This window comes from Oxalicibacterium faecigallinarum (assembly GCF_014635705.1).
GTDB lineage: Bacteria > Pseudomonadota > Gammaproteobacteria > Burkholderiales > Burkholderiaceae_D > Oxalicibacterium > Oxalicibacterium faecigallinarum.
Genome location: NZ_BMDI01000002.1, coordinates 236,037 through 255,627, shown reverse-complemented (window position 1 = coordinate 255,627; position 19,591 = coordinate 236,037). Strand labels below are relative to the sequence as shown.

Sequence of the window (19,591 nt, the reverse complement as noted above, 5' to 3'; positions counted from 1 at the left end):
GGCGCTTTCATCAATCAGCCCGCCCGAGCATAAGCTGCATTGGTAAACAAGGTGGGCGCGCCCATGACGGGCAAAGCCGACAGAATCGCTTCATCCAGCAATGCGCGTAAATCTTCGCAAGCCTGGCTGTCCGCCAATGCGGGATGTTCGTCACATGCACGCGTGATGAAGGCCGCAGCCAGATGCTGCAACAGCACCAGATTGTCGTCCATGCGTTGCATGAACTGCGCGTCGTCGAGCTGATCATTGAGCCCGCGATTGAGCTCGGCAAACCAGTCGATTGACGTCTGATCGAGCAGTTGGGCAGGATTGCGACGTGCGCTGTGCTGACTCCATGCGCGGAAGAAAGCCTGAACCGCCGCGTTGACCTGCATCATGTGCGCCAACCGTTTTTGCAAACGCGCCATCGTGATCAGATCCGTCAAACGATTCTGAAAAAACAATTGGCACATCACACCCCAGTAATAAGCGTAATCCCAGGTCACCTTGTGCGGCAGCACTTCCGGATCGCCAAACAGCCGATACTGGTCCTGATAGACAGGCAACATCGATTCGTACAGGGAGAAGTAAATTTTCTGGAAGTAATCGGCCACCATGACGACCGGCCCGTTGGCACGATCATGCGCAATCAGCTCCGTGATGTTGGTATTGCCAATCGCAATGAAATCACCGCCGGGCGAATAGAAGGGATCAAGAAACAATCCTGCCTCCCCTGTCAGCGCCCAGCGCCGTTCACCGCAATACATTTGCTTGCAACCGTACGAAAAGTGCTTGAAGAAGGCAAAGTCCTGCAGCTTGTCACGCTCGCCATCGAGATGTTCAAAGAGGCGTGGCTGGTACCTTTGCAGCCAGTCCATTGCCTTGTCGAAGGTATTCATTTTTTCGACCGGATGCACAGCCGGGTCGGCAACGATGCCGACCGAGTGCGAACCCGACGATAGCGGGATCAGCCAAACCCAATAGCCTTCGCCAACCAGATGACTGGTCGAACGCCAGCGATCCGGCGGATTGCATGCATTGATCCAGTCTTGATCCTGCGACCAGTCGTGCATGTTGATGTGCTTGCCGATACGGAACCATACGGCACCGGCCTTGTGTGCATTGTCTTGCGCCAGATCGAGCTTGCGCTTGATCAGACCTGCGCGACCGGATGAGTCGATCAGCCAGCGACCGGTCACCGAGATGGTCTGCCCATGCGCCTCATACGTCACCTGATGCGAGGTATCCTTCTCGCCGATGTCAAAGCGGCGAATCATGGCAGCGTCGACAAACGTGACACCTGCTGCCTGCGCCATTTCGGCAAGACGATTCTCGAAAATACCGCGATCAATCTGATAGGACTGGGTCGGAAAGACGGTGCTGCCACCCAGTTCGGTGACCTGATCGAAATCGCGACGCCCTTCAGAAAAAAAGAAGCGGAAGCCAAACTTGCGAATCTGCTCGCTTTCCAGATGCGACTTCAGTCCGAGGACGGAATCAAAGTAATGGGCGGCGATCTCGACCGATGATTCACCCACCTTGTGTGCCGCCAGCGGCACCGGATGCGCCCTTCGCTCGATCACCAGAATCGATAAATCCGCAAAGCGCTGCCGCAATTGCAGCGACAGCGTCAAACCGGCCAGACCTCCGCCCATGATGACAACGTCATAGTGTTGCGTGGTAGCCGTTCCGCTCATCATGCCTGCCCTTGCCAGAAGTCGAAGAAATTGAACCAGTTGTACGGTGCACGCTTCGCAAAATATTCAAGTCGCGACACGTAATGCGTCATGGCAGCCGTGATCTGCTCTTCGGTGTTGCAACGCGTACCATCTGCCGCATCCGAGAAATCGGCGATGCGTTCAATATGGATCTCGTAACGATTACCGCCCAGATAAAGGCCCATCATCAGAAATACCGGACGACGCATCATGGCCGCCATGCGGAAAGGGCCCATCGCAAAGGGTGCCGGCACGCCAAGAAATGGCAGCATTGCTGTTTTTTCGCTGCCGATGGAGCGGTCGGCAAGGATGCCGACCAACGCGCCTTCGGCCAGCCTGTCCTTGACTGTCAGCATCGCACTCAGATTGCCGAGCGCCACGATTTCCTGTTGTGCCGCCGGATTGATGGCATTCATCAAGGCGCCGATCTTGCGGGCATTCTCTTCATACATCAGCAGGACCAGTTTGAGGTCGTCACACTGACGTGAGACCATGCGCACGACCTCAAAACTGCCCATGTGCGCCCCCATCAGAAACACACCTTTGGAACGCGCTGCGACATCGTGCTCCATATAATGATCGGACACGACGCGCACATCGAACTTCTCTGCATTGCCACGCAAGAAATACACGCGATCGAGCAACACACTGGCAAAGGTATAGATATGACGGAAAACTTCAGCGCGTCGCGCCGCACGACCGAACACACGGGACAGATACAAGCGTGAGGTCGCCACGGCATCGGATGCGGTCAGCACATAATAGGCAACCACCGGATACAGCAGCACGCGCGACAACGGACGACCAAATGTCGTGGCAAACCACACCATTGCCTTGAGTGCCGCCAGACACCCGCGCTCCTTCTTTTGTGTCCACTCTTCGGCCGTAACCGACACCTCGTCGGGAACGGTCGAAGCCTTTGAGCTGGAAGAATCGGCGTGCATGTCGCTTAAACCTTGTTTCTGTTATTCAGATAAGCCGATACGCTTTCACGAATCGACGCATGCCGAAAATCCGGATTGAAGTGCTTGCGGCACGCGTACTCGGCGGCAAACATTGCAATGATCATCGGCCAGTTCAATATATTGGCAAATACGGACCAGGTTTCGATCGATGCCGCGGCAAAAATAACGAGTGAGACAAGGACCTGCAGAGCAAAGAAAATGGCCCATGCAATCGTGACATGGCGCGTATATCGCACCACGCCTTCAGGCATGTCCGGATGAATCGAGCGAGCAATCGTGGTGATGATGGGCGTGCGACCGCCATACAGGGTTTGCATGAAGAACCAGCACAGCATGGTGTTAGCCGTGACATGCTGAATCAGATAAATCCAGTCCAGTTGCGTCAGCAAGGTGTGCCAGAAACCGAACGTGATCCACGCACATCCGGCCGCAACCACCAAACCCGCACACCACGCCAGGACCTTGCCGCAACCCAACTGCTTCGTTGTCACGATCGCGCTCCAGCACAGGAACGCCGCAATCGGCACGATCAGCATCAGCACCGCCAGTTGCCGCCAGATGCTGAAGGCATCCTCAATGACGAGCGCAGCGTGACTCAACGCCACGTAGGCGATGATCACAACAACAGTCAGGGCAATCTTAAGAGCGGACATGAAAAGCGACTCGGCAAAAATTCTTCTGCGCACGGATGGACACAACAAACCAGACGCACAGTATAAGGTAGTCGTGATGCAAAAAAAGCAAGCATTTGTTACTGCAAACGGATTACGGCAACCCCAACTTGCGCAGCACCAGAATCGGCAATCGGATGGCAAAACCGAAGAGCAGGCGCGTGTACATACCAGCCAGCAATTTGTTATCGCGCCAGTAATTGAAATGCGACACACCGCCTTCCGATTCTGTCAGGTAACGCACCTTGCACGGTACATTGATCGGACGTATCCCGCGCCAGCACAAGCGGATGACCGCTTCCGGATCAAAATCAAAACGACGCATCCACGGATTGCTGCGCATGATCTCGGCCAGCGCACGCGCCGGATACACACGGAATCCGAACAGCGAGTCGCCAATCCCGGCACCACCACTTACCACGTTGGCCAGCGTGTTCGACACCTTGCGTCCATTGACACGGATACGGGGTGCACTGGCATCAAATACCGGCACTCCCAGCACCATCGCGGCCGGATCGGCGATCGACTTCTGCATGAAGGTCGGAATCATCGATGCATCGTGCTGACCGTCAGAGTCCATGGTCAGCACATGCGTGTACCCCTGCTGCAGAGCGAGCTCGATGCCATGCAGCACGGCTGCCCCTTTACCGCGATTTTCCGGCAGCACAATCACATGCAGATCAGGATCTTCTGCAGCCAGCCGCTGCAATTGCTCGGCCGAACCGTCGGTGCTGCCATCGACAACGACCCAGACGGGCGCCCATTGCGCACGCGCCGAGGCCACCGTCGCATAGACGGCGGCACCGGGGTTGTAACTGGGAATGAGAACGAGATGGGTGGATGACGCTTGCATGCAGCACTATTTAATAATTAGTTTTACTTATTTGAACGATCGGCCGTTTGAAATCAATTCTTCTGATACCAGCTCGTCGCAAGTCTCTTCTATCACTGCCTGACTGGCGGGAAGCAACGTGACGGATGCAGCTTCCGTCTCCGTTGGCCCTGCGTCTTGCAGTTCCTGCTCATAATAACGCTGCAATTGCTCGACAAACAGCTTGCCCTCTTCTTTCACGGAAAAACGTTTGCCGGCATAGACACGGATCTGTACAGGGAACGCAGGTGCGCGCCAGACCGGCCAGCCTTTTCCAAGAAAACCGGATTCGGATTCAATCACGATGGTCTGCACATCGGCGTTGGTACGTCGTGCAATCACGCCCACCGTTCCCTGAAACGGATTGATCTTGCCGTTACGGCTGCGCGTCCCCTCGGGAAACAGCAGCAACTGGCTGCCAACCTCCGTCAGTTCCCGGCTCGCATCACTGACAATCGTGCGGATCGAGTCATTGGGAATATATCCGGCCATCTTCGCGCCATGTCCGAACAAGACATTGCGCAACACCTGCGCCTTCATGATGCACACCACGTTCGGCAGACGGGACGTGATCAGCAGCGCATCCAGCAGCGACGGATGATTGGACGTTAGAATCAAACCGCGCTCATCCTGCAAACGATCAATATCCGACAGATCAAGCCGCAGGATGTGCAGATCGTCGAGGATGCGGAAGTACAGACGAAAGGTCGCGGTAATCACACGACGGGCATTTTCCCGGCGTTTGCCGGATGCGAGAAATGCTGACTGGATCGCCAGACCGATGGAACCGACGATCATGAAGATCGCCAGCAATAACAGGCTGAAAAAAAGGATCAGAACGTTACGTACATGCTTGAAGCGATTTATCAGATGCATCATAAAGATCACAAAAAGTACGAACGGGCTTTGACTAAACAAGATTGAATCGCGCAAACATCTTTGGGCCCGACTGCTTCCGACTTCTGGAAACATGCAACCTGACTTCTTCCGCCGAAATTATATCGGAATCAAGCCACTGTTCTGCTGCCTATCGCACATAGATACACATCTGGGCAGACAATTTCTGTTGTTTGCTTTCTTGCATGAAAGACATCTTTCGCACGAAAGCCATTTGTCAATAGACAAGTCTGCATTCTGGGTTCTTTCCACAACAAACCGCCCGCTTCTGTCGTGATGAAAGTCGATTTGGTGGTTTGGTCAAAAAATAGGCCTATAATCTGTGCCGGAATCCTTTTTTGTGCTTCGCAACAATGAACCATCTCAGTCAGATTCTCCCTCCCGCCAATGTTGTGCTTGACCTCGATGTCTCCAGCAAGAAACGGTCGTTCGAGCAAGTCGGCCTGATTTTCGAAAACAATTGCGGCATCGCCCGTTCCGATGTGTCGGACAACCTGTTCGCGCGTGAACGTCTGGGCTCAACCGGTCTCGGTCATGGCGTCGCTGTGCCGCACGGCCGCATCAAGGGCCTGAAAGCGCCGTTGGCAGCATTTGTTCGTCTGGCACAACCGATTCCATTTGAATCGCCGGATGGTCAGCCTGTCCGCCTGATGATCTTCCTGCTGATCCCTGATCACGTCACGCAACAGCATCTGGAAATTCTGTCGGAAGTGGCAGAAATGTTTTCAGACGAAAATTTCCGCACCATGCTGTCGACACTGGACGATCCTGCTGCCGTGCATGCGCGCCTGATTACCTGGCAGCCCAGCCTGCAAGGCATGGACTGATCAAAGCGAATCCGCTTTATACTGAAGCGACCGGCTGCATTGTCATGCCGTCTTTTGTGCATTCCGCTCATGAAAAAAGCGGATCACGACACGCATAACCTACGCTGCCTGACTTACACCACTAAGCGCACGCTCCCATGCCACTGCAAACACCGCTCTCGATACAACAGCTCTATGACGACAACCGCGAGCTGCTCGAGCTCGGCTGGTTTGCCGGATTTCCCGGCGGCGAGCGTCAAATTTCCGGCGACGCCACGTCGGCAGCCGATCAGGTTGGTCACCTTAATCTGATCCATCCGGCGCGTATTCAGGTCTTTGGTCATCAGGAAACCGAATATTACGAACGCCTGTCGCCTGGCGCGCGCGCCTATCACACGGCAGAACTGATTGCCGGTCAGCCGCCAGCCGTCATCATTGCGCAAGGTCTGGAAACACCACCGGACATCATGGCGATCTGTGATGACAAGAACATTCCGCTGTTTTCAACGCCATTGCCTGCAGCCCAGGTGATCGATTATCTGCGCGTCTATCTGTCGAAAAAACTGGCGCAACGCATCACCATGCATGGTGTGTTCATGGACGTGCTAGGTGTTGGCGTCCTGATCACGGGTGAATCGGGCCTGGGTAAGAGCGAACTGGGCCTCGAACTGATCTCACGCAGTCACGGCCTGGTCGCCGATGATGCGGTCGAGTTTGCCCGCATCGCACCGAACATGATTGAAGGCCGCTGCCCGCCTCTGCTACAAAATCTGCTGGAAGTGCGCGGTCTGGGCCTGCTTGATATCCGCACCATCTTTGGCGAGACGGCGGTTCGCCGCAAGATGCGCCTCAAACTGATTGTGCATCTGGTCCGTCGCAGCACGCTGGAAGAAAACTACGAACGCCTGCCAGCACCATCGCAAACCGAAGAAATTCTCGGCCTGCAAATTCGCAAGGTCGTGATTCCGGTGGAAGCCGGGCGCAATATCGCGGTCTTGCTGGAAGCAGCCGTACGGAACACCATTCTGCAACTGCGCGGCATCGATACGCTGAAAGACTTCATGATCCGCCAGCAAAAAGCTATGGAGAGCGACGACTAAGTCGCTCTCTTCGCCTGGCAAACTCGCCGTCTGTGCATAAACTTGCAGTGCGGTATCATGGATGCCATGCGCATCATTCTCATTACCGGCATTTCCGGCTCCGGCAAATCAATCGGTCTCAAGGCACTGGAAGACGCGGGCTATTTCTGCGTCGACAATCTGCCGCCTGCCTTGCTGCGACAACTGGTCACCTCACGTCTGGAAGATGGCGGCGACAGTCTGGCTGTCTCGGTCGATGCACGCAGCGCCAAATCGCTTGCCAGCCTGCCCGAGGATCTGGCCTGGCTGCGCAGTCAGGGCCATGACGTCAAGGTGCTGTTCCTCACCGCCAAGACCGAAGCACTGATTGCCCGCTTTTCCGAAACCCGTCGCAGTCACCCGCTGTCGCATCGCGCTGCCATCAGCGATGAAGCCGACGAACGCCGCACATTGACGGAATGCATACTCGCCGAGCGCGACATGCTGGCCGGCATTGAAGAAATCGGCCACGTGATCGACACCTCCGGCATGCGCGCCAACAAGCTGCGGGCATGGATCAAGAATCTGGTCGAAAGCGACCAGTCGCCATTGACCATTCTGTTCGAATCGTTTGCCTTCAAATTTGGCGTGCCGCTAGATGCCGATCTGGTATTCGACGTGCGTACCCTGCCCAATCCCCATTACGACGAAAAACTGCGCCCGCTGACCGGGCGGGATCAGCCTGTGCAGGATTTTCTGCTGGCGCAACCGGATGCCGTCGACTTGCTGGCCGACATCCGCGGCTATGTCGAACGCTGGTTGCCGGCTGTCAAAAAAGATAATCGTGGTTACCTGACCGTTGCCATTGGTTGTACTGGCGGCCAGCATCGCTCGGTGTATTTCGTCGAAAGACTCGCCGCGCACTTCCGCACGACCGAGCATGTTTTGCTCCGGCATCGCGAACTTGACTGAAACAACGCAATCCAAATGCTGTCACACTGACTGACTCTGTCAGCAAACCTCACAGCCGACACCTACCTGGCGCATCGGTATTTGCCCATCCTTTTGCACACGCATCATGACCGATCGTTCCGACTGGATTCCCCTCTTTCCGCTCAATACCGTTTTGTTCCCGGATGGCATCCTGCCGTTGCGGGTCTTTGAAACACGCTATATGGATATGGTGCGCGATTGCATGAAACGCGGGATACCGTTCGGCATCGTCTTGATTCGTTCCGGCGCAGAGGTCGGGGGCGTCGCCGAGCCGGAAGATATCGGCTGCATGGCTCATATTCTGGACTGGGATGCGGAGCAACTAGGCGTGTTGCTGCTACGCACACAAGGTGGGCAGCGTTTTCGCATCATCGAAACACGTGTGTGCGCCGACAATCACATCGAAGCGCGTGTCGAGATGATCGATGCTGATCAGCCCATGCCGATCACGCCTTTACATACTGCCGCTGCACGCGCGCTGGAACTGATCGTTGACGACATCACCAGTCGAGGGGAAGTAGAAACGGGCGAAGCCTTTGGCAACCCATTTCCCGCCCACTTTCATTACGACGATACCGGCTGGGTTGCCAATCGCTGGAGTGAAATTCTGCCTATCCCGCTACAGGCGAAACAGCGTCTGCTGGCGCTGAACGATGCGCATAGCCGCATGACCATCGTGCATCAGTATCTGCAGCAACATCACATCATCTGAGCACCGCCTGATCAGGAAAACAAATCGGATGTCGCAAACAAGGCGACAAGCAACTTCTTGACAGGGGCGGGCAAAGGCGCGTCAGCAAGCCTGGCAACCGGATACCAAAGCGCATTATCCTGCGCCACGCTGTGCGTGCGCTTTTGCAAATCCACACGATACGGCACCACATGCAGTTTGAAATGCGTGAAGCCGTGCGAAAAATCCTGCAGACGTGCCATCGATGACGGTACGCCAAAGCGCTTTGCAAATGCCGTCATGCGTGCTTGCAGATCCTGCGTCTGCTCCGACGCAGGCAGCGACGTCGTCGCAAATTCCGGCAAGGACAGCAAACCGCCCCAGATACCCTGATCCGGTCGCTGCTCCAGCAAAATCTGTCCATCATGCACCATCACCAGCATGCTCGCATAGCGTTCCGGCACGGCCTTTTTCGGTTTGCGGACTGGCAGCTGGGCCGTGCGGCCGGTTTGATAAGCCACGCAACGATTGGCGAGCGGACAGCGTGGACAATCCGGACGATTGCGCGTGCACAAGGTCGCACCCAGATCCATCAACCCTTGCGTATAGGCCTCGACATCCTGATCAGGCAGCAAGGCAACAGCGCGCTGCCACATCTCGTTTTCGACTGCTTTCTCACCCGGAAAACGATCGATACCAAACACACGAGCAAACACGCGTTTCACGTTGCCGTCCAAAATGGCTGCACGCGTACCGTAGGAAAATGCGGAGATTGCTGCTGCGGTCGAGCGGCCGATCCCAGGCAAGGTCTCCAGCACGGCCGGATCAGCAGAAAATTGTCCGCCGTGCTCTGCCATCACGATCTGCGCACAACGATGCAGATTGCGTGCGCGTGAGTAATAGCCGAGACCGCTCCAGTGCGCCATAACCTGTTCGGATGGAGCGGCCGCCAGATCGGCAACCGTGGGAAACGATTCCAGAAAACGCAGGTAGTAGGGAATGACCGCGGCGACCTGCGTCTGCTGCAGCATGATTTCCGACAGCCAGACGCGATAGGCATCGCGCGTGTTTTGCCACGGCAAGGCATGGCGGCCATGCTGCTTTTGCCATGCAATCACCGCACGCGAGAAATCAGGATCGGGTGCAATTGCGCCGACATTGTCTTTCTCTGACAATAAGGCTTTGCTTTTCTTTACCGCGGCTTTTCCAGCTTCAGCTACAACAACACGCTTCATCTATGCGGCAGCCTTGTAACCGGCAAGCGGCGCCAGAATGGCAGCATGCAATTCATTTTCCAGACGCATCAGCGCGGCACGCTGTGTATCCAGCTCCAGTTGCATCTGCTCGAATACCTGCACTTTTTCTTCAAGGCTGTCGGTCGCTTCGTGAATTTTTTCCAGCGACTTACGGCGACGCTTGAGCTGATTCTTGTGTTCGCCGATCTGCGCCTCCAGCGGTGCCATCACGACCTTCAGCCAGGTTTCCACATCACGATTGGCCTGCAGCATGCATTGCCGCACACGCGACGCAATCGAATCAAAGAACTTCTGCATCAGCACGACTTGCGGCGTCGTCATGATGGCCGTAGCGTTGAACTGCTTCTGATAAATCTGCTCGATCATCTCGATCTCTTTGACATACTTCTCAAGAGAGAAAGGCATCGGTGCCGACAAGGCCAGCGCATGTTCGGTCGAGAACTTGCGGTACATCACCGACATCATTTCGCCGATCTCATCCGTTTTCTGCGAGGATTTTTGAATACTGTGCAGCGTCTTTTCAAAGAAGTCGCGCACGGCCTGACGCAAACCCGCCGAGAAACGACTCTTTTCCATCGCTTCACGCGTCAGGATGACGTTCTGCTTGAGCACGGCCATGCCAAGATGGCTGAAGACTTCTGCCGATAACCGAGCAAAGACCGAACGCGTCGCCTGCAACTTGAACAAGCTGCCGTCGAACTCACGTTTTTCCAGATCAATGCGCGTCATCATGTGTTCGAGAATCGTGCGATTCTTGCCGCGCAAGCTCTTCAACTCCATCAACTGTTCGACCACATTGCGCGAACGAGACGACAGCAGCGCCAGTCGCGAACTCGTCATCGCATTGATTTCGCTCTGCAACTGACTGCGAATAATCTCCTGACGTGCCGGAAGCAATTCTGTAGACAAGGCCGTTTCCAGAACCGGCAAACGGCTACGCGTCAGCAAATTCTGATCGTGATTGATCTTGCCAACCAACCCCTTTTGCGCCGAAACCGGAAAAATCTGCTGCTCCGACAACGACAAGGTTTGCGCGACCGAACTCACCTGCGCCGCGATCTGGCTATCGATCTGTTCGCTCGTACTCAACTCATCCCACATGCTGTCGATCTTGTTGAGCACGACCATCCGGCCAGAACCGGAATTGCCGATGTGGTTACGCCAGATATCGATATCGCTCTTGGTCACGCCAGCATCCGCGGCCAGAATGAACAGCACCGCATGCGCATTGGGAATCAGATTGAGCGTCAGCTCCGGCTCCGTACCAATCGCATTCAGGCCCGGCGTATCGACAATGACCAAACCTTGCTTGAGCAATGGATGCGGGAAATTGACGATCGCATGCCGCCATTGCGAAATCTCGACCGTGCCGTCGATATCCACCGTCATGCCGGCATCATCGTCTTGTGCATCGTAAAGGCCATAGCGCACAGCCTCCTCGACCGGCACGCGCTTGGTCATGCCAACCTGCTTGAATGCTTCGAGCATCCCGTCAGCCGACGTCGTGTCCAGCGGTAACACGGTCCATTGATGATTCTGCCCCTTGAAATCGCTGGTCGATTGCGCCTCGGCGCGGGTTTCAATCGGCAAGAGACGAATCGAAGGCGGAAACGTTTCGTCATACAGCAATTCGGTCGGACACATGGTGGTACGACCGGCAGAGGTCGGCACGATGCGTTGGCCGTAACCGGCAAAGAAAATGGAGTTGATCAGTTCCGACTTGCCGCGTGAAAATTCCGCGACGAACGCAATCGATAATTTATCGTCTGCCAGACGGGCAATGGCCTGCTGCATGCGCTGCTCGGTGGCGGCATCCGACAGATCAAATTCCTGCACGCCATCGCGATAACGCTCCAGCGCCAGCCGCACGTTATCGCGCCAGTGTCCGTACTCGTTGAATTTTTCTACAAGATTATTCACATCCACCCCGTTTTACGGTCTGCGCTTTGCGCGATGCTCCCAACTGCACAGTGTTGGCATGTCGTCGCAACATCGATCATGTCCACCATCATTTGTCGCCGTTGTGCCGGCAAGCAAACATCCGGCACCAGGCGGACACTAGCATTGGCGGTCACTTTTGACAATTTGGACAATAGAAGGTCGAACGCTGGCCCTGCACGATCTGCCGGATGGGCGTCTTGCAAATTCGGCATGGTTCGCCCGTGCGGGCATAAACAAAATAACTTTGCTGAAAATAGCCAGACTGACCATTTACAGCCAGAAAATCCTTCAGCGTACTGCCGCCCTGCTCAATCGCCTCGGCCAACACCTCGCGAATCGTCTGCGCCAGACGCACATATCGTTCCAGCCCGATGCGGTGCGCGGCAATGCGCGGGTTGATCCGGGCACGGAACAGGCTTTCCGACGCATAGATATTGCCAACGCCAACCACGATGTCGCCCGCCAGCAACACTTGCTTGATCGACGCCGTGCGTCCGCGCGTATGTTTGTAGAGCCATTGCCCGTCAAACTGCGCTTCCAGCGGCTCCACGCCCAAGGTCCGCAACAAAAGATGATTGTCGATCACACCTTCGTTCGAGGCATGCCACAAAACCGCACCAAAACGACGCGGATCGCTCATACGCAGAACCTGATCGCCCACTTGCATGTCGAAGTGGTCATGCTTCTTGGGTGGCGTATCGGGTGGCAACACACGCAAGTGACCGGACATGCCAAGATGAATCAGCAAGGTACCATGATCAAAATGCACCAGAAGATATTTGCCGCGCCGCCCGGTACTGCGAATCGTATGCCCGACCAGCGTCGTACCAAGATCGGCTGGAAACGGCCAGCGCAAACCGGTGTGACGCAAGGTGACTGCCGTCACGGTGCGTCCTTCGAGGTGAGGAGCGACACCACGGCGCGTGACTTCTACTTCGGGTAATTCAGGCATGCGGAATAGAAAGAAAGCGGAAAAAGAAAACTGAAACCAGACGTGGTCAGAAAAACAGCCCGCGTCAGCATTACCAAACCAAAATCTGCGCTGGTTTTCCAGTGCTTTTCCTCACCTGCCACGCCAGCGCATTGCGCGCTGGTTCGGCGTAGAATAAAGCTCTGCTCGATTCGTCTGGACTTCATTTTGAAAAATGCTCTTGCCATTGTAACGCTGTCCGCTCTTTTGCCTGCGCTTGCCACAACTGCTCAGGCACAACCTGCATCGACAATCCATTCTCCGCTCGCGCGCTCTGCACAGGTCACCACGACACCTGCCAGCGCGACAGCTGAAAAACAAACTCCAGCCAATCCATCGCTTCCCGCCAATAACCTGACGGAAGAGCTGATGTTCAAGCTGCTGCGCGCCGAAATGGCTTATCAACGCGGCGACTGGCAACTGGCGTTTGTCACCATGCTGATCTCGGCGCAGGAAACCCGTGACCCGCGTCTGGCACGTCGCGCAGCAGAAATCGCCCTGAGCGTCAAACAAACCGGCGAAGCCCTGTCCGCTGTGCGCCTGTGGCGACAGCTCGACCCGGATTCGGACGAAGCCAGCCAGTTCTATCTCGGTCTGGTGGTTCTCGGTGAAAATCTGGCCGAAGCCAAACCGATTTTCGTCGAGCGCCTGCAGGAAGTCCGTCCGCAAGCGCGCGGTCTGCTGATTCTGCAAATCCAGCGACTGCTGGCCGGCGTCAAGGACAAGCAAGGCGCGTTCAACCTGATGGAAGAACTGGTCACGCCATATGGCAATCTGGTCGAAAGCCATATTGCAATGGCACAGGCAGCCTTCGCCAATAACGATACGGCGCGGGCGCAGCAGGAAGCACTGACCGCCCTGAAGATCAAACCCGATCTGGAAATCGCTGTCCTGATGGCGGCGCAAACCATGCAAAACCGCAGCCAGACACTCAGCTTCCTCGATGATCATCTGAAGAAGTATCCAAAGGCCCGCGAAATCCGCATCGCCTACGCCAAGGTACTGATCGACGATAAACAGCAGGAAAAGGCACGTGAACAGTTCGAGATTCTGCTGAAGGATCAGCCACGCGACCTGACCATCCTGTATGCCATGGGCATTCTCGGGGCACAGATGAACGATCGCCCAATGGCGGAAAAATACCTGACGGCCTACCTGAAGGAACTGGAAGCCAATCCGGATGAGACGCGCGATCCGGTACAAGCCCTGATGATCCTTGCGCAGATCGCCGCAGATCGCAAAGACTATCCTGCGGCCCTGAAATGGCTGGCACAGGTTGAGCCGGGTCCGGCCTATCTGGAAGCGCAAGTCAAAAGTGCCCAGATCATGGCGCAATCAGGCGACATCGACGGTGCACACAATGTGCTCAGCCATTTGAAACCGGAAGGCCAGGCGGAACAGATCCAGATTCTGATCGCCGATGCACAACTGATGCGCGACGCCAATCGCATGCCGGAAGCCATGGCCATCATGGAAAACGGCCTGAAGACATTCCCGGACGATACCGGCCTGCTGTACGACTACGCCATGCTGGCAGAAAAAGCACAGCGCTTCGACAAGATGGAAACAGCGCTGCGCAAGATCATCCAGCTCGCGCCGGATAATCAGCACGCCTACAATGCGCTCGGCTATTCACTGGCTGACCGCAACGTGCGCCTGCAGGAAGCGCTGAAACTGCTGCAGAAAGCATCCGAACTGGCACCCGAAGACCCGTTCATCATGGATAGCGTCGGCTGGGTGTATTTCCGCCTGGGTCGTCTGGCTGAAGCCGAGGATTATCTGCGTCGCGCCTATGCCATTCGTCCAGATGCCGAAATCGGCGTACATCTTGGTGAAGTACTGTGGGTCAAGGGTCAAAAGGACGATGCGCACAATCTGTGGCGCGCCGCACAGCAAAAAGACCCAGATAATGAAACACTGCGCAGCACGCTGACGCGTTTGCGCATCAGTCTGTAAGCATGTTGCGCCGGCCGATCGGCGCAACATCTTTCCAGCGGTCGGGTATTCCGTTTTAAGCAAAAGTCCCGGCCTTCCTCCGAGTACTTACTCCATAGACTCCGTTTAATTACATGCACGCTTTTCCATTCGCACTTTCCGGCTTGCGTCGCTCTTTGTCCTCGCGAACCATTGGTACTGCATTGATCAGCAGCGCTCTGTTACTGGGCGGTTGCGCCAGCATCGCGCCCGATACCGGCAGCAGCACGGCATCGGAAAGCGTCAAACGCACCTATCACGAGCGTATCGACCTTGCTGGTCGGCTGTCGGTGCAATATCAGCAAAATGGCAAGGATGAATTCCTGCACGGCAGCTTTACCTGGAAGCAGGATGACAAACGCAGCGACATCGCGCTGCTGTCACCACTAGGCCAGATTATTGCGACCATTGCCATCACGCCCAGCGGTGCAAGCTTGACCGAATCAGGCAAGGCCCCCCGCACGGCAGACGATGTCGATGCACTGGTTGCGCAAACGCTGGGCTGGCCACTGCCGATTGCCGGCTTACGTCAGTGGCTGCAAGGTTTTGCAACAGACAAGGACAGTCAGGCCTTCGTCGCAGGCAATAACGGTGATCGCATCACGACACGCGATGGCTGGCAACTCGCTTACGCCAACTGGCAAACGGATGCAGCAGGCAATCGTTATGCCAAACGTCTGGACCTGAGCCATCAAACCAACCAGGCAGGCAAGGTGGAAATCCGCATCGTCATCGACAACTGGCAACCACGCTGAATCCAGCCATGACTCGCGTTCTGAACAACTGCGCCGCACCGGCCAAGCTCAATCTGTTTTTGCATGTCGTCGGCCGCCGTGCCGATGGCTACCATCTGCTGCAAAGCGTGTTTCAATTGATCGATCGCGGTGATGTCCTGCACTTTTCCTTGCGAGATGACGAGGCCATCTGCCGCAGCACCGAACTGGCCGGCGTACCAGCCGAATCCGATCTGGTCATCCGCGCGGCGCGTCTGCTGCAAACCGCAATCATCGCGCGTGGCGCCAAGACACCCGTTGGCGTCGATATCGCGGTTGAAAAAAAACTGCCGATGGGCGGCGGGCTCGGCGGCGGCTCCTCAGATGCAGCCACGACACTGCTTGCGCTCAATCATCTATGGCAAGCCGGCTTTTCACGCGAAGAACTGATGCAAATCGGCGTCAAGCTGGGTGCCGACGTACCGTTTTTCATCTTTGGCAGAAATGCCTTTGTTGAAGGAATCGGCGAGGCCATGCAAGCGGTGGACACGCCTTCGCGCTGGTTTGTCGTGATCGAGCCGGGCGTATCGGTACCGACACAACAGATTTTTGCAGAAACAGGTTTGACAAGGGATACGAAAGTCGTCAAAATAGCGGACTTTCTCGGGGCTGCAACAAGCTTCGGAAAAAACGACCTGCAAGTCGTGGCTGAAAAGCTGTTTCCTCCCATTGCAGATGCCGTCAAGTGGCTGCAACAATTTGGGGAAGCACGCATGACCGGTTCCGGCGCTTGTGTGTTCTGTGGTTTTACTGACGAACGGCAAGCGGATGCAGCACTCGATCAAGTGCCTGCACAATGGAAAGCGTGGAAAGCCAGAGCGTTGGATCATCACCCGCTCGCACAGTTATTGCAGTCGTAACAGTTTCGTTTGACGAGTATCCGACGCGACAATCGCGAAGATGTTCGGCAAACACAAAGGTTGCGTAGGGGAATCGCCAAGTTGGTCAAGGCACCGGATTTTGATTCCGGCATTCCAAGGTTCGAATCCTTGTTCCCCTGCCATTAAATAAAAGCGCAAAAGCGCAAAGAAGCGATACGCAGAAGCCGCCAATACAAGACTTGCAAAAGTCAGGTTTTGGCGGCTTTCCAACTTTTTAACGACTGTAACGATACGCGGGAATTTCCATGGCACTCGAAAACCTGATGGTTTTTACCGGCAACGCTAATCCGGATCTGGCTTTGGGGGTTGCACAAGAACTCAAGATTCCACTCGGCAAGGCAGTCGTCTCGAAATTCTCCGACGGTGAAATCGTTGTCGAGATCAACGAGAACGTGCGCGGCAAGGATGTCTTCGTCCTGCAATCGACCTGCGCACCAACCAATGACAATCTGATGGAAATCATGCTGATGGTCGACGCTCTCAAGCGCGCCTCGGCAGGCCGTATCACCGCAGCGATTCCCTACTACGGTTATGCACGTCAGGATCGCCGTCCACGTTCGGCACGTGTGGCGATTTCGGCAAAAGTTGTGGCCAACATGCTGCAGGAAGCGGGCGTTGAACGTGTCCTGATCATGGATCTGCACGCTGACCAGATCCAGGGCTTCTTCGATATTCCGGTCGATAACATTTATGCATCGCCGATTCTGCTGAGCGATCTGGTCGCAAAAAACCAGGAAGATTTGCTGGTGGTGTCGCCAGACGTTGGCGGCGTGGTTCGCGCCCGTGCACTGGCAAAGCGCCTGAACTGCGATCTGGCCATCATCGATAAACGTCGTCCGAAGGCCAACGTCTCGGAAGTCATGAACATCATCGGTGAAGTCGAAGGCCGTAACTGCGTGATCATGGATGACATGGTCGACACCGCAGGCACCCTGACCAAGGCAGCCGAAGTATTGAAGGAACGTGGCGCGAAGAAAGTGACCGCTTACTGTACGCACCCGGTGTTGTCGGGCCCGGCGATCGAACGCATTACAACCTCGCCACTGGACGAGCTGGTGGTGACCGACACGATCCCGCTCTCCGAAGCGGCACGTGCCTGTTCGAAGATTCGTGTTCTGACCTGCGCACCGCTGCTGGCAGAAACCTTCAAGCGCATTACCAAAGGCGACTCCGTCATGTCGCTGTTTGCAGATTAAGAAACAACCGTCCCGCGGGTCATTTCGATGACAAGCGGGCAGCAGGCAGCAACATCGCCTGACCATCGGATGCGGCTTTGGCCGCATTCTTTTCAATCCCCTGGTCGCGGGGGATTAACCGCAGGATGAAAATCATCCTGCTTAATTGGAGCTTTATCATGAAAGTAGTTGCATTTGCACGCAAAGAGCTGGGGACCGGAGCGAGCCGCCGCCAGCGCAATGCAGGCCTGACCCCAGGTATCGTTTACGGCGGCGAAGCTGCGCCAGTCAACATCTCGCTCGACGCTAACGCCCTCTTCTACGCACTGAAGAAGGAAGCGTTCCACTCGTCCATCCTCGACCTCGAAGTCGAAGGTAAAGTCGAGAAAGTTCTGCTGCGCGATTTCCAGATGCACGCATACAAGCAGCAAGTTCTGCACGCTGATTTCCAGCGCGTCGATGCGAAACAAAAGATCCACACCAAAGTGCCTCTGCACTTCATCAACGCTGAGATCTCGCCTGCAGTCAAACTGTCGAGCGCCGTGATCAGCCACGTGGCAACCGAACTGGATATCAGCTGCCTGCCAGCCGATCTGCCAGAGTTCATCGAAATCGATCTGGCAAATCTGGAAGCCGGCAATTCGATCCACCTCGCAGACATCAAACTGCCAAAAGGCGTGTCGGCTGTTCAACACGGTGGTGAAGAAAACCCAACGATCGCAACGGCTGCCGTTCCAGCCGGTACCGTTTCTGCAGAAGACGCAGCAGCGGAAGGCGATGCAGAGAAGAAGTAATTCTTTCTCGTGTCACAAAAAAGCCCGTCCTGGTGACGGGCTTTTTTACGTCTGTACGCTTCCAGTAAAAGGCAGCGCGCAGAAAACTGTCTCTTTTGCCAGAAACGCGCAGGTGATTTATCCCAGCGTCGCCATGTCGATTACGAAGCGATAACGTACATCGTTCTTTTCCATCCGATGCCAGGCCTGATTGACGTCCTTGATCGAGACCATCTCTACATCGGCCACGATATTGTGCTGACCGCAAAAATCCAGCATTTCCTGCGTCTCTGCCATGCCACCGATGCCAGAACCGAACAATGATTTGCGGCCAAAGATCAGATTGCCGCCAATGACTGGATCAATTGGCGTCAACACACCAACCATCCCCATCTTGCCGTCAAGCTTGAGCAAACCCAGATACGGATTGACGTCATGCCCGACCGGAATCGTGTTGAGCAAAAAATCGAAGCTGTTCGCATGCTTATGCATATCCGTCGGATCACGCGATACCAAAATTTCGTCCGCGCCCAACCGCTTGGCATCCTTGCCTTTGTCCGGCGAGGTCGTGATCATCACTACATGCGCGCCCATTGCCTTGGCGAATTTGACGCCCATGTGACCCAAGCCACCCAGACCGATCACACCGATCTTTTGTCCCGGTCCTGCCTTGACGTAGCGTAGTGGCGAATAGGTCGTGATGCCTGCACATAACAACGGCGCCACGGCCTTCAGATCAAGATTCTCCGGCACTTTCACGACAAAGTGCTCTTCCACCACGATGTGGTCGGAATAACCGCCGAACGTCAGTTGATCGCTATTACGCTCGGTCCCGTTATAGGTCCAGGTTGCGCCCTCTTCACAATACTGTTCCAGATCAGCCGCGCAGGCAGAGCAGTGGCGGCATGAACCGACCATGCAGCCCACGCCAGCCAGATCGCCAACCTTGTACTTTTTGACATGCGCGCCAACCGCCGTCACACGGCCAACGATCTCGTGCCCCGGTACCATCGGATACAGCGAGTTGGACCAGTCATCACGCGCCTGATGCAGGTCGGAATGACAAATGCCGCAGTAAAGAATATCGATACAGACATCGTGCGGCCCCGGCTCGCGTCGTTCAAACTGAAACGGCACCAGAGGAGATTGCGCATCCTTTACCGCATAACCATGAGCGTGAGCCATGAAGAACCCTTTCCAGATAAATAACGAAACGCGCA

Annotated in this window: 18 protein-coding genes and 1 tRNA gene; 10 read left to right on the top strand and 9 right to left on the bottom strand. The window is 55.6% G+C overall.

Annotated elements, in window-relative coordinates:
- Positions 1 to 14 precede the first annotated feature (14 nt).
- From IEV29_RS11250 to IEV29_RS11230, 5 genes are all read right to left on the bottom strand, one after another.
- Positions 15 to 1,676, bottom strand: coding sequence for an NAD(P)/FAD-dependent oxidoreductase (locus IEV29_RS11250; protein ID WP_188381395.1), 1,662 nt, complete (start codon positions 1,674 to 1,676; stop codon positions 15 to 17).
- Positions 1,676 to 2,641, bottom strand: a complete 966-nt coding sequence (locus IEV29_RS11245; RefSeq protein WP_188381394.1) for a lysophospholipid acyltransferase family protein — start codon at positions 2,639 to 2,641, stop codon at positions 1,676 to 1,678. Before IEV29_RS11245 ends, IEV29_RS11250 begins: the two co-directional genes overlap by 1 nt.
- Positions 2,642 to 2,646: 5 nt before the next feature.
- The gene (locus IEV29_RS11240; RefSeq protein WP_188381393.1) at positions 2,647 to 3,315 is read right to left on the bottom strand and encodes a COG4648 family protein; all 669 of its coding nucleotides are present in this window, start codon (positions 3,313 to 3,315) and stop codon (positions 2,647 to 2,649) included.
- A gap of 112 nt (positions 3,316 to 3,427) precedes the next feature.
- Complete coding sequence (locus tag IEV29_RS11235) at positions 3,428 to 4,186, bottom strand: glycosyltransferase family 2 protein (protein WP_188381392.1); 759 nt, start codon at positions 4,184 to 4,186, stop codon at positions 3,428 to 3,430.
- 27 nt (positions 4,187 to 4,213) lie between these two features.
- On the bottom strand, positions 4,214 to 5,083 hold the full coding sequence (locus IEV29_RS11230) for a lysophospholipid acyltransferase family protein (protein ID WP_188381391.1): 870 nt from the start codon (positions 5,081 to 5,083) through the stop codon (positions 4,214 to 4,216).
- A 371-nt stretch (positions 5,084 to 5,454) separates the two neighbouring features.
- Here IEV29_RS11230 and IEV29_RS11225 point away from each other — a divergent pair, with 371 nt between their 5' ends.
- From IEV29_RS11225 to IEV29_RS11210, 4 genes are all read left to right on the top strand, one after another.
- Positions 5,455 to 5,928, top strand: coding sequence for a PTS sugar transporter subunit IIA (locus tag IEV29_RS11225; RefSeq protein ID WP_188381390.1), 474 nt, complete (start codon positions 5,455 to 5,457; stop codon positions 5,926 to 5,928).
- 137 nt (positions 5,929 to 6,065) lie between these two features.
- Positions 6,066 to 7,007: an HPr(Ser) kinase/phosphatase gene (gene hprK, locus IEV29_RS11220; protein WP_188381389.1), complete on the top strand. Its 942-nt coding sequence runs from the start codon at positions 6,066 to 6,068 to the stop codon at positions 7,005 to 7,007.
- 66 nt (positions 7,008 to 7,073) lie between these two features.
- Positions 7,074 to 7,937 carry an RNase adapter RapZ gene (rapZ, locus tag IEV29_RS11215; protein ID WP_188381388.1) on the top strand — a complete coding sequence of 288 codons (864 nt, stop codon included), beginning with the start codon at positions 7,074 to 7,076 and terminating at the stop codon, positions 7,935 to 7,937.
- A gap of 106 nt (positions 7,938 to 8,043) precedes the next feature.
- Complete coding sequence (locus tag IEV29_RS11210; protein WP_188381387.1) at positions 8,044 to 8,670, top strand: LON peptidase substrate-binding domain-containing protein; 627 nt, start codon at positions 8,044 to 8,046, stop codon at positions 8,668 to 8,670.
- A gap of 11 nt (positions 8,671 to 8,681) precedes the next feature.
- Here the strand turns inward: IEV29_RS11210 and mutY are convergent, their stop codons facing one another.
- The 3 genes from mutY to mutM all read right to left on the bottom strand — a co-directional run bounded on the left by mutY (position 8,682) and on the right by mutM (position 12,777).
- On the bottom strand, positions 8,682 to 9,863 hold the full coding sequence (gene mutY, locus IEV29_RS11205) for an A/G-specific adenine glycosylase (protein WP_188381386.1): 1,182 nt from the start codon (positions 9,861 to 9,863) through the stop codon (positions 8,682 to 8,684).
- Positions 9,864 to 11,804 (bottom strand): dynamin family protein, encoded by a 1,941-nt coding sequence (locus IEV29_RS11200; protein WP_188381385.1) that lies wholly within the window; start codon positions 11,802 to 11,804, stop codon positions 9,864 to 9,866. It abuts the gene before it with no gap.
- A 151-nt stretch (positions 11,805 to 11,955) separates the two neighbouring features.
- Positions 11,956 to 12,777: a bifunctional DNA-formamidopyrimidine glycosylase/DNA-(apurinic or apyrimidinic site) lyase gene (gene mutM, locus IEV29_RS11195; RefSeq protein WP_188381384.1), complete on the bottom strand. Its 822-nt coding sequence runs from the start codon at positions 12,775 to 12,777 to the stop codon at positions 11,956 to 11,958.
- A gap of 186 nt (positions 12,778 to 12,963) precedes the next feature.
- On the opposite strand from mutM, the gene IEV29_RS11190 reads away from it, so the two are divergent.
- The 6 genes from IEV29_RS11190 to IEV29_RS11165 all read left to right on the top strand — a co-directional run bounded on the left by IEV29_RS11190 (position 12,964) and on the right by IEV29_RS11165 (position 18,392).
- Entirely contained in the window at positions 12,964 to 14,751 is a 1,788-nt protein-coding gene (locus IEV29_RS11190) for a tetratricopeptide repeat protein (protein ID WP_188381383.1), read from the top strand.
- 113 nt (positions 14,752 to 14,864) lie between these two features.
- On the top strand, positions 14,865 to 15,524 hold the full coding sequence (lolB, locus tag IEV29_RS11185; RefSeq protein ID WP_188381382.1) for a lipoprotein insertase outer membrane protein LolB: 660 nt from the start codon (positions 14,865 to 14,867) through the stop codon (positions 15,522 to 15,524).
- Between the two features lie 8 nt (positions 15,525 to 15,532).
- Positions 15,533 to 16,402 carry a 4-(cytidine 5'-diphospho)-2-C-methyl-D-erythritol kinase gene (ispE, locus tag IEV29_RS11180; RefSeq protein ID WP_188381381.1) on the top strand — a complete coding sequence of 290 codons (870 nt, stop codon included), beginning with the start codon at positions 15,533 to 15,535 and terminating at the stop codon, positions 16,400 to 16,402.
- 66 nt (positions 16,403 to 16,468) lie between these two features.
- A tRNA-Gln gene (locus tag IEV29_RS11175) sits at positions 16,469 to 16,545 on the top strand.
- A 123-nt stretch (positions 16,546 to 16,668) separates the two neighbouring features.
- On the top strand, positions 16,669 to 17,619 hold the full coding sequence (locus IEV29_RS11170; RefSeq protein ID WP_188381380.1) for a ribose-phosphate pyrophosphokinase: 951 nt from the start codon (positions 16,669 to 16,671) through the stop codon (positions 17,617 to 17,619).
- A 158-nt stretch (positions 17,620 to 17,777) separates the two neighbouring features.
- Complete coding sequence (locus IEV29_RS11165; RefSeq protein ID WP_188381379.1) at positions 17,778 to 18,392, top strand: 50S ribosomal protein L25/general stress protein Ctc; 615 nt, start codon at positions 17,778 to 17,780, stop codon at positions 18,390 to 18,392.
- A 117-nt stretch (positions 18,393 to 18,509) separates the two neighbouring features.
- Here IEV29_RS11165 and IEV29_RS11160 read toward each other — a convergent pair whose 3' ends face one another.
- Positions 18,510 to 19,556: an NAD(P)-dependent alcohol dehydrogenase gene (locus IEV29_RS11160; RefSeq protein ID WP_188381378.1), complete on the bottom strand. Its 1,047-nt coding sequence runs from the start codon at positions 19,554 to 19,556 to the stop codon at positions 18,510 to 18,512.
- Positions 19,557 to 19,591: the final 35 nt, after the last annotated feature.

Coding starts and splice junctions, on each gene's coding strand:
- IEV29_RS11250 (WP_188381395.1), bottom strand. CDS start 1,676: ATGAGCGGAACGGCTACCACGCAACACTATGACGTTGTCATCATGGGC.
- IEV29_RS11245 (WP_188381394.1), bottom strand. CDS start 2,641: ATGCACGCCGATTCTTCCAGCTCAAAGGCTTCGACCGTTCCCGACGAG.
- IEV29_RS11240 (WP_188381393.1), bottom strand. CDS start 3,315: ATGTCCGCTCTTAAGATTGCCCTGACTGTTGTTGTGATCATCGCCTAC.
- IEV29_RS11235 (WP_188381392.1), bottom strand. CDS start 4,186: ATGCAAGCGTCATCCACCCATCTCGTTCTCATTCCCAGTTACAACCCC.
- IEV29_RS11230 (WP_188381391.1), bottom strand. CDS start 5,083: ATGATGCATCTGATAAATCGCTTCAAGCATGTACGTAACGTTCTGATC.
- IEV29_RS11225 (WP_188381390.1), top strand. CDS start 5,455: ATGAACCATCTCAGTCAGATTCTCCCTCCCGCCAATGTTGTGCTTGAC.
- hprK (WP_188381389.1), top strand. CDS start 6,066: ATGCCACTGCAAACACCGCTCTCGATACAACAGCTCTATGACGACAAC.
- rapZ (WP_188381388.1), top strand. CDS start 7,074: ATGCGCATCATTCTCATTACCGGCATTTCCGGCTCCGGCAAATCAATC.
- IEV29_RS11210 (WP_188381387.1), top strand. CDS start 8,044: ATGACCGATCGTTCCGACTGGATTCCCCTCTTTCCGCTCAATACCGTT.
- mutY (WP_188381386.1), bottom strand. CDS start 9,863: ATGAAGCGTGTTGTTGTAGCTGAAGCTGGAAAAGCCGCGGTAAAGAAA.
- mutM (WP_188381384.1), bottom strand. CDS start 12,777: ATGCCTGAATTACCCGAAGTAGAAGTCACGCGCCGTGGTGTCGCTCCT.
- lolB (WP_188381382.1), top strand. CDS start 14,865: ATGCACGCTTTTCCATTCGCACTTTCCGGCTTGCGTCGCTCTTTGTCC.
- ispE (WP_188381381.1), top strand. CDS start 15,533: ATGACTCGCGTTCTGAACAACTGCGCCGCACCGGCCAAGCTCAATCTG.
- IEV29_RS11170 (WP_188381380.1), top strand. CDS start 16,669: ATGGCACTCGAAAACCTGATGGTTTTTACCGGCAACGCTAATCCGGAT.
- IEV29_RS11165 (WP_188381379.1), top strand. CDS start 17,778: ATGAAAGTAGTTGCATTTGCACGCAAAGAGCTGGGGACCGGAGCGAGC.
- IEV29_RS11160 (WP_188381378.1), bottom strand. CDS start 19,556: ATGGCTCACGCTCATGGTTATGCGGTAAAGGATGCGCAATCTCCTCTG.